Raw genomic sequence first — 12,600 nt, 5'->3', positions numbered from 1 at the left:
GAACGAGTGACAACACAGAAGGTGCGGTGATAGAGCTCGGCGTCCCCCAGGACAGCCGCTCGAAAGACGTGAAACGCCCGCACCGTCCGTCGACTATGACGTCGCCTCAGATGAGGGGCACTCGAAACCTATCGGTCTTCTGTGAATACAGGGCACCCCCGAACGAGGGCATCTATCCCCGTTCAGACAGCCCTCGCCACCCGACGCCGATACAGAGTCGAACACGCTGCCGGCGCGGCCTAGGCGCTACCGGACAGTGGACTCACATCTCGAGGTACCGGTAACCGCCCTGATCCACACGCACGTCGAAGTACTTGCGAACGTTCGCCCCGTGATCATGCGTTAAGAGCAGTCCCTCGAAGACGTCCTGCGGTACGTCGAGGTACAGACGCACGGTCGCTCCAACGAACTCCACCTCAAGGGCGCGCTCAGCATCGTCGTACCCCACCGACACGAGGTCGCCGCTCTGCATCGGCACCCGCCTCACCGAAACACCGCCGTCACGCGCACTGACGGGAACATCGCGACCGGCCGCGCCTGCGATGGCACACGATGATTCCTCTTGACTGCCATGCCATGAGCCTAGTGAAAGACGACAGAGCCATCGTTCCGCGAATCGGCGACGACTGACAGCTCGACAGCTCAGCAGGTCGACGGGAAGCCTCAAGGCACTGCGTGATCAGCCGCAGCCGATCAGCCTGCGCGCACGATCACGGCACGGAGCGCAGCAAAAAGGACGACGCCGAGCGCAGCTACTCACATCCTGGATCCTTGACCCACTCCCCCGCGGTCTCGAACGCGTCCGGGGAGCGACCGTCTGACGGGCATGCAGAAACGATCGTTTGTGATAGGCACCGACCGCTAACGAACGCCAAAGGGCGTGGCTCGACATCAGTGCTCACCGGGACAGCCCAGGAGTCGGTTCCACGCTCGCACGATGAGACCATCAGCGCGGAAGGTGGCTGGCGAAGAACGCGGTGATCTCGGTGAGGACGCTCTCGACACGGGCGGCGGGCTTGCTGGCGTAGAAGTCGTGGTCCGCTCCGGGGTACTCGATGTACCTGCTTTCCACCCCGCCGATCCGCAGCGTCTCCGCGAGCTCCTTACCCTCCACACAGAGTGTGTCGTGTTTCCCCGTCTGGATCAGAGTGGGCGGCATCTTCGCCGGGAGGTTTCCGTCGAAGCGCGGAGCTGCAAGCGCCTCTCGTCGGCGGTCCTCGTCCGGGAAGTACGCCCAACTCACCAATCGTTGGATGAACGGGCTGATCGCCGGCCGTGGGATCTCCGATCGTCGATCGGTGCGGCTCATGTCGGTTACGGGGACAACGAGCGACACGGCCAGCGGTCGCGTTCCCCCGGTGGCGTGGAGTTGCTGGCACACGTTCATCGATAGCTTCGAGCCCGCGCTGATGCCTGACAGGAACAGTCGTCGACCGTCCCAGCCGTGCCGATACCCGGAGTCCTGCACCCACCGGACGACGTCGAACGCCTCCTCCTCGGCGACCGGGTAGCGCACTTTCGGCGCTATCGAATAGTCGGGCATGACGACGACCGCGCCGAGCTTCGCGGCCAGGAACCGTGCGAGGTGACGGTCTTGCTCCGGGTATCGGTTGAGGAACCCGCCGCCGTGGAACTGCACGATGACAGGCGGTGCTGGCTCTGCAGAAGCGGTCGGTGTGCCGGGGCTGATGACGACCGCGTTGAGTGTGCCGTGCCGTGTCGGCACCTGCAGTCGTCGTTCTGGAGGGAGCTCGGCGGTCGTGAAGGGAGCAGCGACCTTTGGAACGTATCGGGCTCGTGATCCGACGTTGGCAAGTGCCCAGAAGACCGGGTTAAACGGGCGGCGCATCGGGGGCATCAGTTCGTTCCGTCGAGGATGTCGGAGTGGGTGCGGTAGTTGATCTCGATCTCGAGTCCGTCTCCGAGGGGGCAGTAGAACGCCGTCCATGTGGCGCCGAGGACCTCGAAGCCGTCGGCGACGTCATGCGGTGTGAACCCGGCCTCGATGAGTTCGGCGTGCTTGGCGTACGCGGCTTCCTTGGTGTCCTGGATCAGGCCGAAGTGGAACTGCGGAGGGTACGCGGACTCACCCTCGGGCACGGGGTCGATCTGCGTGATGACGATGTCGGAGACGTCTTCGCCGACGAGGATTGCGTAAGCGCTTCCTGGGTTGGTGGCCCACGGCAGGTCGGGCACTGTGCCGAGCTCGAGCGTGCGGTAGCCGAAGTGGGTGTCCAGCGTGTGGGCCAAGGTGGCGACATCGCTGGCGCAGAGGTTGACGTGGTTGAGCTTCATGAGGTCACTCCGTGGGTGGTGTCGAGCGTTGGGTGAGGTGTGAATCTGGCAGTCAGGGTTTGGCTGTGGCGCCGGCGCGCCCGGTGTTGCGGATGAGGATGCTGGTGGTCACGCTGAGTGCGACGATGATGCCGACGGCAGCGAGGTACGCCGTCTGGTAGCTGGCGAGCTGGGCGAGCTGCTGAGCGGTGGCGCCTGTTCCGTGGTCGGCGAGGTACCGGGAGACGGTGGTGGTGGCGATGACGGACAGCAGAGCTGTGCCGATCGCGCCGCCGACCTGCTGGGTGGTGTTCACCATCGCTGAGCCGACGCCGAGGTCTCCGGGATCGAGGTTGGAGGTGGCGATGTTCGGAGACGCTGAGAAGACGTGACCCATACCGAGACCGAGGACGACCAGTGCCGGCACGATGGTGAACCAGTAGTTGCTGTGGAGAGAGATCGTGCTGAGGATCAGCAGCGCTGCCGCGGCCAGCAGAGGCCCCGTGACGAGGAGGACCTTCGGTCCAAAGCGGGCGAGCGAGCGGGGGGCGATGACGATGGACGTGACGGCGATCGAGATCGGCAGCGGCAGGAACGCGACCCCGGTCAGGAGCGGCGTGTACCCGCGAAGCGCCTGCAGGTAGTAGGTCAGGAAGAGGAACACGCTGAAGAGGGCCAGCGACACGATGCCGGTCGTCAGGAACGCGCCGCCGCGGCTGCGATCGAGCACCACCCGGAGCGGCAGCAAGGGTTGACGCGTCCGGGACTCGACGATGACGAAGGCAACGAGGAAGACGATGCCTCCGGCGATGCTGCTGATTGTGATAGGGCTGGTCCAGCCGGTGCTCTCCGCCGAAGACAGTCCATAGACGAGACCGGCGAGACCGACGGAGACCAGGACCGCGCCCGGCACGTCGATCGATGGTCGTGGCGCTCGTGAGGTCGATGCGGGGATCGTCAGCAGGGCGCCGATGACGGCCGCGGCGGCGAAGAACAAGTTGATGAACAGGGTCCATCTCCAGGAGGTGTACTCGGTCAGTAGGCCGCCCAGCACCAGGCCGATCGCTGCACCACCGCCCGCGACGGCGCCAAAGACCCCGAACGCCTTCGCGCGCTGCTTAGGTGCGGTGAACAGCGCGGCCAGCAGAGACAACGCGGCCGGAGCGAGGAGCGCGCCGAACGCGCCCTGAGCTGCCCGGCCGGCAACGAGGGTCCCGAAGTTCGGTGCCGCGCCACCGATGACGGACGACAGAGCGAATCCGACGAGGCCGACGATGAACAGCCGTCGGCGCCCGAGGACATCGGTGAGCCGCCCGCCGAGAAGGAGGAGCGCGCCGAAGGCGAGCGCATAGGCGGTCACGACCCACTGGCGTTGATCTGATGCGAAGCCGAGGTCGCGCTGCGCGGTCGGAAGCGCGACGTTCACGATCGTGCCGTCCAGCACGATCATGAGCTGGGAGACGGCAAGGACAAACAGCGCCCAGCCTGGCCGCGGGGTGGTGGTCGCATCGGATGGTGCCGGCGCTCGGGTGTCGGTCATGTGGGCCTCGCTGCAGAGTGTTGTCACCGGGCAGTAGAGCCGGTTCGCTAGACCATACTACCTTTGAATCAAAGTGGCTTTGATTCAAAGTTACTAGAAGCGTCTAAGGTAGAAGTGGAGGTCAAGCCCCATGAGCACGACAGATCGACACGACGAGACTCCGTCGCGCATCCTGGCGGACCTTCTCGCGTTCAGTGCAGAACAGAGCGACCTGGGGCGGGCCTTTGCACGTCACATGCACATGCGACCCACCGACGCAACCGCGATCGTCGAGATCCTTCGCGCAGAGGACGCAGGTCGGCCGCTCACTCCTGCGCGCCTCGGGGAGCGCATCAGCATGACGAGCGGGGCGACGACGATCCTTCTCAACCGCCTCGAAGACGCGGGACACATCACCCGCGTGCGCGGGCACGCTGATCGCCGCGTCGTGACGCTGCATTCTGTGGACCACATACACGCCGAAGCAGAGGCGTTCTTCGAGCCCGAGCGGCGCCGGCTCCTTGCACGGATCCATGCTTTCGGGGCTAGCGAGCAGGAAATCGTCCGGCAGTTTACAAGCGGCTTATCCTCCAACACGTCCGACGCCGTAGTGCCCGAAGAGACGGCGTCCGGTCCGGACGCGCGCTCCTAGACGTTGCCGATCGGCTGCCGCACGGCCCGGCGCCAGTGTCGGTGCCCTTGGAAGTCCGCGGACGCAGGTGTCGCAGCTGACCCGCCCGGTGAGGTGCCCGGCTGTGGAGCGCTACGCGAGACTCAGCGACCATGGTCGACCAGGTCATCAGGCACAGCAGCCTCCTCAACGGCGCCCTGAACTTCGCTGCAGAGCAGAATTCCCCCGTCGAGCTGGCTGCCGAGGGGCGCACACCGTCGCGTGGCCGCCCTTGGGATCATCGAAACCTGCAAGAACCACAGCGACCCACGTTCAAGCACGCCAGCCGTAGCGTGAACCCGTGGACGAGATCCGATCTGACAGCTACCCGCTGCATCCAACCTTCGACCCTAACCTCGCGGCATGGCTCACTTCGCTGGAGGAACTCACCTCATCCGAGTTCACGATCCGGCAGGCAACAGCAGATTCCGGGGACGCTCGTTGGATGAGATACATGCAGGTCGCCTGCGAACCACTCACGGTCCAATCAGCGGCCAGCAACGACAAAACGATCGCTGAACAGCGGGTGCTCTTCGCGATGATCGGGGAGACACCTGTCGGGTTCTGCGTGTCAATGTCCGGAACCACCGAATTGGATCCGGTATTCATCCAGCTCGTGGGGGTGGTCGGGCCAGTACGTGGACGTGGCATCGGCACTGCGCTGATGCACGCCGTGGCAGAGCAGACTAGGCGCCGCACCATTGCCTTCGCAACCCTGGATGACAATCCGGCAGCGCGCGCATGAGCGAGCGTTTTGCAGCATCGATCGGCGCTGAGTTCCAACGAGTGAACCTCGGCACGTACAAGACCGAGAACCTCGGGATCAGACGCGGTCTCGGCTACCGTTCCTGGGCGATCGAGCGGTCTCACCCCTTCCGCCACCGATGCGTGCAAGGGTCTAGACCCGGTGCTGCACCCGGAGCGGCTCGGCGGGGACTGAAGATGTGTGCACGTCAGTCGTCCCAGAGCGAGGTCGCTTCGTCAGCAGCGCGGACCAGGTCGGTGGCTGAGACGGTGAGTCGTGTCTCGGCGATGTCGAGCGCGAGCCATTGCAGCACCAGCGTCAGCTGCCCTTCCGATGGCAGCGGGTGCAGCCACAGCTCGTCGCTGTGCCGATACCGCCACGCACCGCCACCACCACTTCCCCCGCGGCGGACAAGGACGGACCGGGTTGCACCCCTTTCAGCGCCGGGACGGTGACTGTCGTTGATTTCTTCCCCGTCGGGCAGCACTGCCCCGACCCGGAGACGGCGTCCACGATCGTCGCTGCTGCCGTACCGCTCTTCGTGCGTGAGCTGCTGGAACTCACGTACGGTCAAGTCCCCCCGACGCACGTACCGACTAACTTCGAACAGCACCCCATCGGAGAACACCCGAGCGGACTCCAACACGACCACCGCATGCGTACTGACCGCCCATCGCATCCCCAGCGACACGACCGCCGGTAACTCATCCTCAGCGGGCCCGTGCCGAGGATCCCGCTCCGGCTCCTCGGCGACATGATCCCCCGGGTCTTCATCATCGGTGAAGAAACTCATGGGGCTAGCGCACCACGACCACCTCGACGACACAACCCCGCCACCCGGCAGGCACCTGCCACGCTCATTCGAGCCGGTGGAGTGAACCTGATTCTGCCCACCCTTTGGGCCTTCCACACGGCGACGTATGTGTTTGGCTGTTCATCGTGGCTTAGATCACCACACACGCGGCTTCGGGTGCCGCGACGGCGAAGCCGGTCTCGCCGCGTTCGGGTCGCGAGCGAGCCGGCCCGCCATCCACCACAACTCACCGTCACCGCGGCTCCGATCTATGCACACGTCACCCGACTAGCTACTCCCAGCCGCGGCTTCAGGGGCCGCCTGGTGTCGATACAACGTCGCACGTGACCAACCCACGAGGTTCGCCGCATCCGCCGCAGTATGGCCGGCGGCACGGGCCTCAGCAACAATCGCGAGCTTCCGCGCGATCACGTCCGGGTTCACTGGCGGCCGCCCGAACCGGGTCCTTGCAGCCCGGGCGACGGCGATGCCAGCGTTGACGCGCTCGACGATGAGCTCACGCTCGTACTCCGCCAGTGTCACCATCAGGTTCAGCATCAGCCGACCCGTCGACGTCGCCGGATCAATCCCGTCCGACACGCTCCGGACACCGATACCCCGCTCCCCCAGCATCGTCACCGTCGTCAATACGTCGACTAGTGATCGGCCGAGCCGGTCCACCCGCCATACGACCACCGTGTCGCCGGCGCCGGCGTACTCGAGCAACCGTGCCATCCCTGCGTGACGGTCATCCCGAGGGGACGGAGGGCGGCTTCCATAGCTGCGCGCAGCGCACTCACGGTGGTCGACGCAGTTGTCGTCACTGTGCACTATGGCCGGGGTTCTTGCCACGGCTTCATAGGCTCATACAGTCCTTCGAACGAGGCGTCAACCCCTTGTCGCGGACACCGTGAGTTGGTTCCATTCTCGGACAGCTCGTTCTGGTTTGGTATACAAGTCCGCTTCCAACCTTTCGGGTTGATACCAGCCAGTCCCGTGCTTGCGCCTCGCTCGTGCGGACCAAAATCTCGTTCGAGGGCTCCATGATCAGGAAGTTGCAGCAGGCGCTGCTCCGCGCCGGCCGCTGGCGGGTGCGTCCCGCTGTACCAACCCCCGTGTTCCCCGACGACGCCCCAGCGGCGCATGCATCAGGGCCAGACGCACTGCATGTGCTGCTCGTCGGAGGAGCCATCCTCCGTGGATGGGGGGTGCGCACGCATGACCTTGCGCTGCCCGGTCACCTTGCTCGTGCCCTTGCGGACCGAACTGGTCGGGGAGTCGACGTCGCACTGAGTTTGACGGAGTCGGACGATATTGAGAGCACCCTGGGCGGCCTCGCTGCCCGTAACCTGTCCGACATCGACATCGTCGTACTTCATGTTGGGGTCGATAGAGCCCGCAGCCGCCGTGGCCTCGCCGAGTGGCAAACCGATCTCGATCGAGTACTTCTTCACGTGCGTGATCACGCCCCGACCGCTACGCCGATCGCCATCGGAGAGATTCCGCTCCCGAGCGGGCTCCCTGCTCTGCACGCTCGGATCGGCGGGATCGGGGACGTCCGCGCTACCCGCCTGAACGACGTAACCGAGACGATTTGCGCCGCTCAGGAAGAAGTCTTCTTTCTTCCAATGCCGCTATACGACAAAGAGCCCACCGCAGCCCAGGGACGAGGCCGACCCGACCACTATCGATTCTGGGCGGCCCACGAGGCCGACGTGCTCGTAGGCCTCCTCAAGTTGCGGACGGCCGCTCCCCAACCAGACCACTCGAAGCACTCCGAGATTGATGCCTCTCGGCGAGCGGATGCGCTACAGGGCGTCCTGCAACTCCTTGACACAACCAAGCAACGTCGGATCGATAACATACTGAGACGCGCCAGTACCATGTTTGGGGTCGACTCGATCTTGTTTACCACCGCAGGGACGTCCGAATTGACCGTTCGTGCAGCATCCGACAGGACGACCGGTACCACGGCGTTCGCCGGCTCGTTCTGTGCAGTCACTCTCACACAACGAGGAACGGTGATCATCTCTGACACATCCGGGGATTCACGCATCGACCCGAGGCTTCCTGGCCGGTTCTATGCCGGACACCCGATCGTTGCACTCGACGGAACCCGTATCGGCGCTGTCTGTGTGGTTGCATCCGATCACCCTGGGCCTGATATCGATCCAGTAGCACTTCGAGATCTCGCGCTTCAAGTACAGGATGTTCTACACGGTCCGTGACAACGTTGCTGGTTCGCCGGAAGGTCTGTCATACGTCACACTCCCGCAAGAGTCGGGGGCATTTCCTCTTCGATGAGCAGTAGCCGACGGTCAGGTATCCGGCCTCGCAGAAGTTGGCGTCGTACCCGGCCGGACCACCGGCCGATAGCCAGTCCTTCTGAGTCGAGCTCCCGTTCTACAGGCAGAAGACCATCGTGCTCCCGCACCCACCGTGTTGACGCGATTAGCATCGCCCGAAAGTGCGCGTCCTCACGTGCCTCGCGCGCCACGGTGTCCGTCACGATCCGCAGGGACCACTGAACCCCCTGCGCCTCCAGGGCCGCGATGCGTTCCGCGTCGAGCCCTCCGGCTCGGTACTCGGTGCGGCGGGTGTCGAGCCACTTGCCGAGGTGGATGCCGTCGGTGGTTTCGAACCAGTGCGGCACTCGTGTGTCGCCGTAGTCTCGGCGATACTGCTCAAGGGCCGCCAGTCCCTGGTCCCAGAGGTCGGTCCGCTGCTGCCACTCGAAGGGCAGTGCCGCAAGCTCGGGCCAGAGACGTAGGGTTCGGTTGAGGTCACGCTTGTACTCCGCGCGTCTCGACTGCACCCAGGAGCCCAGCAGCAGCAGCAGCAGCAGCAGGCTACGACGAAAGGACTCCGCCGGGCTCCCGGAAGGGAATGAGGTGGGGTCTCGTCTTACTGCGGCGGTGTCACCGGACCACCCTGGCACGCCAGGGTGGGGCAAGAACGACCGCGAGCTCGACGAGCGTGTCGACTCGAGCGTGGCTGCCTTTGTGCATGGTGCTGGGGCAAGTCGAGCACGGCTGTTCGAGGTCGAGCCGGTCGACGCGTTCATGGAGCAGTGACGTTCCTCGGCGCATTCAACCCAGACGCTGACTGAAAGCAGCGGACCTCGGCTCAAGAAATGCCCGTCTACGGCGACAGTCGGCGGCACCCTGTACACATGAAGTAGCGAGGACACCCGTTCTCAGCTCGGGTCTGGAACGGGTGTCCTCGTGCTACGACGTCGTCGGGTCGACGCTGAAACTGACGAACCCCATCCACCGCGGGTGGACGGACGCGACTAGGGACCGCGCTGTAGCAAAGCGCACGATACGCCGCGAAATCGATCTAGCACTCAGCAGTAGCCATCCGGCGCTCACCCCGGTCTGGTGTGCTCGCGGAGCATGTTCTACCCTCGCTGTGAGGCCGGTTCGAGCAAGCTCCTGACCTCGTCAGGGCGGTCCGACAGGGCTTGCCTAGAGCGGACGGGGTCAACGCTCAGACCCCGTCCGCTCCCTCGTTTGAGTCCGGACCACGCATCCCGAACCGATTCTTGCGAAGCAAGGCTGACGAGTCTCGAGACGGGAAAACGTTCGCTTCGGACAGCATCTCGAACAGGTCGGGCATACGACTTTCCGCCGACGCCGGTGCTTTATCGCCCCGGCGGAACTCGCGACGGAGTCCCGCCATCGTCTCGATCGTTGCGGGCGTAACTGATGGCTCTCGCTCGTACCGTGATGTGTTCATGCCGACCTCCTACAGCTGGCTCCGATACTGCCTTGACCGGTCCGACCCGGTCGCCGCGGAGCGCAGAACGGCGCTTGCAGGGTCATCTGCCGCGTAGTGTCTGATTCGCCCCGTTGGCGATCGCATGGTCGGCGCGGAACTCCGGAAGCCCTCGCACTGCGTGCAAATCGCGCGTCGCGGGGGCTTCTGCATCGAAGGAGAGGTGCGACGCGATGCGTCACACCTCTCCGAGCGGTATCTCCCACCGATCAGGAAGGGGGCCGCTCTGACCGGTAACCAACCGGCTGCTCGAAGTGTCGCCGGTTCATCCAGATCGTGCAACACGTGTCGCCTCGCAGCGCTCGGTGTCTACCGTGACACCCACTACCCCAAGCGCGGAGGTCACCTGCGATGAAGAACCTGATGTGTGGCGCTATGCCGATCCTCGTCACGGACGACGTTGCACATGCTGTCCTGCAGTACACGGCACTCCTCGCACAGATCGAGGCAAGCGACATCGTCATCATCCCGACGGTTGACAACATTGGCTTCGCATCGGAAACGACGGTACTGCTGGCGGTTGGCGTACCGGTCGCCGCGGAAGCGGCTGTATGGGATGAACTCGAGGAGAAAAACCCAACCTTCGTACAGGAGCTAGCGGAACGCACCCCTCCAAGGTAAGCGCGTCCGCAGGCGCTCATTCCAGTTGACTCGCTCGGCGTGATCCTGCGTAGCGCCGGCGATGGAGACGCGTATATAGACGGGATCCAGTTTCGGTGCCTGTTTCGCTATGCAACCTGAAGTGTGGGGCGCATACTGCATCCACGTGCGTCAGGGTGGTGGCCTACGGAGAGCGATCAGACCCGACTGGTCGCTCCGGGCGTGAGTCGTCCTTCCAGACTCACGCCCGTCCCTCGGCGCTGGACTTCGTACGCAGACTTCTTCGCCGCAGCGTGACACTGCTCGCGGACCTTCAAGAGCGCACTGAGCCGCATCCTCCTGTGTGGGACCGCTTGGTGTTCCTACCGACCGTGGATCTGATCACGCCGATGCGTCCGGCAGACAAGCCGTTGCGCCGTCATGTCCCCCGGACCCTGACCGGGACTGTGGGAATGCAAACCTTCGCCGCGTAGCGTCAGCGACGATCACCGACACATATATGACTCTTTCAGTGCTCACCACTGCACCATCCTCGGCCCACTCCGCGGTCTACGAGGCAATTGTGGTGAGCGCGGATGCGCTGTTCACCGCCGAGGGCGTCCCCACGGTTCCGCTCGAGCGCGTGGCGGCGGGTGCGGACGTCAGCGTCGCAGCCGTCGAAGAAGCGTTCCCGACATGGCATCAGCTGGTGGTCGCCGCGCTCCAGTACCGACACCAGGACTGGATGGCGGCGCTGCTTCGAGCGGAATCTGCCGTTGAGCATCCATGCGACAAGATCTTGACGGTGTTCAGCTACCTCGAGCAGTGCTTCGCTGACCACAGCTACCGCGGATGTGCGTTCATCAACGGGTACGGCGAACTCGGTCGCATCGATCCCCTCGTCGCTCGCCTCGCTGACGAGCACCTGCAACAGTGCGAGCAGCACATCGCGATGCTCTGCGACGCCGCAGAGCTCCCGACTCACCTCGCTCCGGCACTCACCCTGCTCCTGCAGGGCGCGCAGGTCGAAGCTGCGGTCCACAGGGCTGTCCAACCAGCTCGAACTGCCCGCAGAGCAGCGGCGATGCTGATCGCCGTGTACGACCAGACGTACTCCGCCAAGGTGGCGTAAAGGGGACAGCCGGCAAACTGAGATAGGTCAGAATGTGACACTGTTTTCGGTGTTCCGTGACTGACTCGCAGCCGCCCCAGATCCGCGTCGACGAACGGGGCACCGACCTCGTGCAGGCGCGCGACGTCCTCGCAGCTGCGTATGACGGCCTCTCCTGGGCAGCCGACACCACGGACGCCGAGTTCGCGTACCGGTACGCATCCGCCGGTGACGCGTCGATGACGCTGCGAGCCGTCCAGTTCGACGGCCGCCTCGTCGGTGAGATGCCAGCCGGGGACGACTTCGTGGTGCAGGGGATCAGCCGCGGCACCGGAGTCCTGGACCTCGGACGGCACGAGATCCACTTGCAGCCGGGCCGCCTGCAGATGTGGCCCAACGAAGCCTTCGAGTTCGCGTTCGAGAACTACGACCAGCGCCTCGTCCAAGTCAACCGGCACGCCGTCGACGAGATCGCCGCTGAACGCAGCACCACCATCACCCCTGCCCGGTTCGATCACACAGCGCAACCCAACGACGCAGCCATGCGTCGCTGGCGGCACACCGTGAAGCTGATCTCCGCCACCACACTGGACAGGAACGCGTCACCGCTGCTTCAGGCGGAGATGAGCCGCCTCGCGGCCGTGTCGTTCCTCGAGCTGTACCCACAGGCCACCATCGACCTGCCCCCGCAGCTGCTGCTCCCCCGCAACGCCCAGCTGCGTCACGAGTACGTCAACGAACACGCGCACCTCCCAATGACGAGCACCGACCTTGCCACCCTCGCGAATCTGAGCCTCCGCACCCTGCAGGCAGCCTTCGTCCGCGTCCTCGGAATTTCCCCGAACTCCTACATCCGCCAGGTCCGCCTTGAGCGCGTCCACACCGAGCTGCTGAACGCAGACCCGACAACGACCAACGTCGCCGACGTCGCCCGCCGGTGGGGATTCGCCCACGCAGGACGGTTCTCCTCGACCTACGCCACCCACTACGGCGAATACCCAAGCGTCACCCTCCGCCGGCCCTAACCGGCGTACTGCCCGGAGGAGCGGGCGGGAAGCGGTGACGCGGCTACTCGACGCGAGGGGGCGTGAGCCCGCACTCAGCCGCAGCGCCGTCTGACTCCGACGATTTT

General features: G+C 64.7%; 12 protein-coding genes and 1 pseudogene. 4 read left to right on the top strand and 9 right to left on the bottom strand.

Annotated features, from left to right (window positions below; all coding sequences use genetic code 11):
* Nucleotides 1-262: 262 nt before the first annotated feature.
* The 4 genes from ITJ68_RS16740 to ITJ68_RS16725 form a co-directional block, all read right to left on the bottom strand.
* Complete coding sequence (locus tag ITJ68_RS16740; protein ID WP_228505964.1) at nt 263-472, bottom strand: KTSC domain-containing protein; 210 nt, start codon at nt 470-472, stop codon at nt 263-265.
* A gap of 474 nt (nt 473-946) precedes the next feature.
* A complete protein-coding gene (locus tag ITJ68_RS16735) occupies nt 947-1,858 on the bottom strand; it encodes an alpha/beta hydrolase (RefSeq protein WP_194662937.1) in 912 nt (303 codons plus the stop codon).
* A complete protein-coding gene (locus ITJ68_RS16730) occupies nt 1,858-2,295 on the bottom strand; it encodes a hypothetical protein (protein WP_194662936.1) in 438 nt (145 codons plus the stop codon). The genes ITJ68_RS16735 and ITJ68_RS16730 overlap by 1 nt, the downstream gene beginning before the upstream one ends.
* Before the next feature lie 52 nt (nt 2,296-2,347).
* Nucleotides 2,348-3,814, bottom strand: a complete 1,467-nt coding sequence (locus ITJ68_RS16725; RefSeq protein ID WP_194662935.1) for a DHA2 family efflux MFS transporter permease subunit — start codon at nt 3,812-3,814, stop codon at nt 2,348-2,350.
* A 130-nt stretch (nt 3,815-3,944) separates the two neighbouring features.
* On the opposite strand from ITJ68_RS16725, the gene ITJ68_RS16720 reads away from it, so the two are divergent.
* Together ITJ68_RS16720 and ITJ68_RS16715 are read left to right on the top strand one after the other, a co-directional pair.
* Entirely contained in the window at nt 3,945-4,445 is a 501-nt protein-coding gene (locus ITJ68_RS16720; RefSeq protein ID WP_194662934.1) for a MarR family winged helix-turn-helix transcriptional regulator, read from the top strand.
* A gap of 319 nt (nt 4,446-4,764) precedes the next feature.
* Nucleotides 4,765-5,208 carry a GNAT family N-acetyltransferase gene (locus ITJ68_RS16715; protein ID WP_194662932.1) on the top strand — a complete coding sequence of 148 codons (444 nt, stop codon included), beginning with the start codon at nt 4,765-4,767 and terminating at the stop codon, nt 5,206-5,208.
* 208 nt (nt 5,209-5,416) lie between these two features.
* On the opposite strand, the gene ITJ68_RS16710 is transcribed toward ITJ68_RS16715, so the two are convergent.
* The 4 genes and pseudogenes from ITJ68_RS16710 to ITJ68_RS19730 all read right to left on the bottom strand — a co-directional run bounded on the left by ITJ68_RS16710 (nt 5,417) and on the right by ITJ68_RS19730 (nt 9,065).
* Nucleotides 5,417-6,001, bottom strand: coding sequence for a hypothetical protein (locus ITJ68_RS16710; protein ID WP_194662930.1), 585 nt, complete (start codon nt 5,999-6,001; stop codon nt 5,417-5,419).
* Nucleotides 6,002-6,289: 288 nt separating this feature from the next.
* Nucleotides 6,290-6,739: pseudogene (locus tag ITJ68_RS16705) on the bottom strand (recombinase family protein); the annotation flags it as partial.
* A gap of 410 nt (nt 6,740-7,149) precedes the next feature.
* Nucleotides 7,150-7,467 carry a hypothetical protein gene (locus tag ITJ68_RS16700; protein ID WP_194662928.1) on the bottom strand — a complete coding sequence of 106 codons (318 nt, stop codon included), beginning with the start codon at nt 7,465-7,467 and terminating at the stop codon, nt 7,150-7,152.
* 797 nt (nt 7,468-8,264) lie between these two features.
* Nucleotides 8,265-9,065 (bottom strand): helicase associated domain-containing protein, encoded by an 801-nt coding sequence (locus tag ITJ68_RS19730; protein WP_416354657.1) that lies wholly within the window; start codon nt 9,063-9,065, stop codon nt 8,265-8,267.
* Between the two features lie 1,064 nt (nt 9,066-10,129).
* Between ITJ68_RS19730 and ITJ68_RS16690 the strand changes: the two genes are divergently transcribed.
* Nucleotides 10,130-10,399, top strand: a complete 270-nt coding sequence (locus ITJ68_RS16690) for a hypothetical protein (protein WP_194662926.1) — start codon at nt 10,130-10,132, stop codon at nt 10,397-10,399.
* A gap of 487 nt (nt 10,400-10,886) precedes the next feature.
* Here the strand turns inward: ITJ68_RS16690 and ITJ68_RS16685 are convergent, their stop codons facing one another.
* Nucleotides 10,887-11,399 (bottom strand): hypothetical protein, encoded by a 513-nt coding sequence (locus ITJ68_RS16685; RefSeq protein WP_194662925.1) that lies wholly within the window; start codon nt 11,397-11,399, stop codon nt 10,887-10,889.
* 308 nt (nt 11,400-11,707) lie between these two features.
* On the opposite strand from ITJ68_RS16685, the gene ITJ68_RS16680 reads away from it, so the two are divergent.
* On the top strand, nt 11,708-12,493 hold the full coding sequence (locus tag ITJ68_RS16680; protein ID WP_194662924.1) for an AraC family transcriptional regulator: 786 nt from the start codon (nt 11,708-11,710) through the stop codon (nt 12,491-12,493).
* Nucleotides 12,494-12,600: the final 107 nt, after the last annotated feature.

This window comes from Curtobacterium sp. VKM Ac-1395, from assembly GCF_015350975.1.
Lineage (GTDB): Bacteria > Actinomycetota > Actinomycetes > Actinomycetales > Microbacteriaceae > Curtobacterium.
Note: the sequence above shows the minus strand (reverse complement) of the source record. Positions and strands in the feature narration are given on the sequence as shown.

Coding starts and splice junctions, on each gene's coding strand:
- ITJ68_RS16740 (WP_228505964.1), bottom strand. CDS start 472: ATGCAGAGCGGCGACCTCGTGTCGGTGGGGTACGACGATGCTGAGCGC.
- ITJ68_RS16735 (WP_194662937.1), bottom strand. CDS start 1,858: ATGCCCCCGATGCGCCGCCCGTTTAACCCGGTCTTCTGGGCACTTGCC.
- ITJ68_RS16730 (WP_194662936.1), bottom strand. CDS start 2,295: ATGAAGCTCAACCACGTCAACCTCTGCGCCAGCGATGTCGCCACCTTG.
- ITJ68_RS16725 (WP_194662935.1), bottom strand. CDS start 3,814: ATGACCGACACCCGAGCGCCGGCACCATCCGATGCGACCACCACCCCG.
- ITJ68_RS16720 (WP_194662934.1), top strand. CDS start 3,945: ATGAGCACGACAGATCGACACGACGAGACTCCGTCGCGCATCCTGGCG.
- ITJ68_RS16710 (WP_194662930.1), bottom strand. CDS start 6,001: ATGAGTTTCTTCACCGATGATGAAGACCCGGGGGATCATGTCGCCGAG.
- ITJ68_RS19730 (WP_416354657.1), bottom strand. CDS start 9,065: ATGAACGCGTCGACCGGCTCGACCTCGAACAGCCGTGCTCGACTTGCC.
- ITJ68_RS16690 (WP_194662926.1), top strand. CDS start 10,130: ATGAAGAACCTGATGTGTGGCGCTATGCCGATCCTCGTCACGGACGAC.
- ITJ68_RS16680 (WP_194662924.1), top strand. CDS start 11,708: ATGACGCTGCGAGCCGTCCAGTTCGACGGCCGCCTCGTCGGTGAGATG.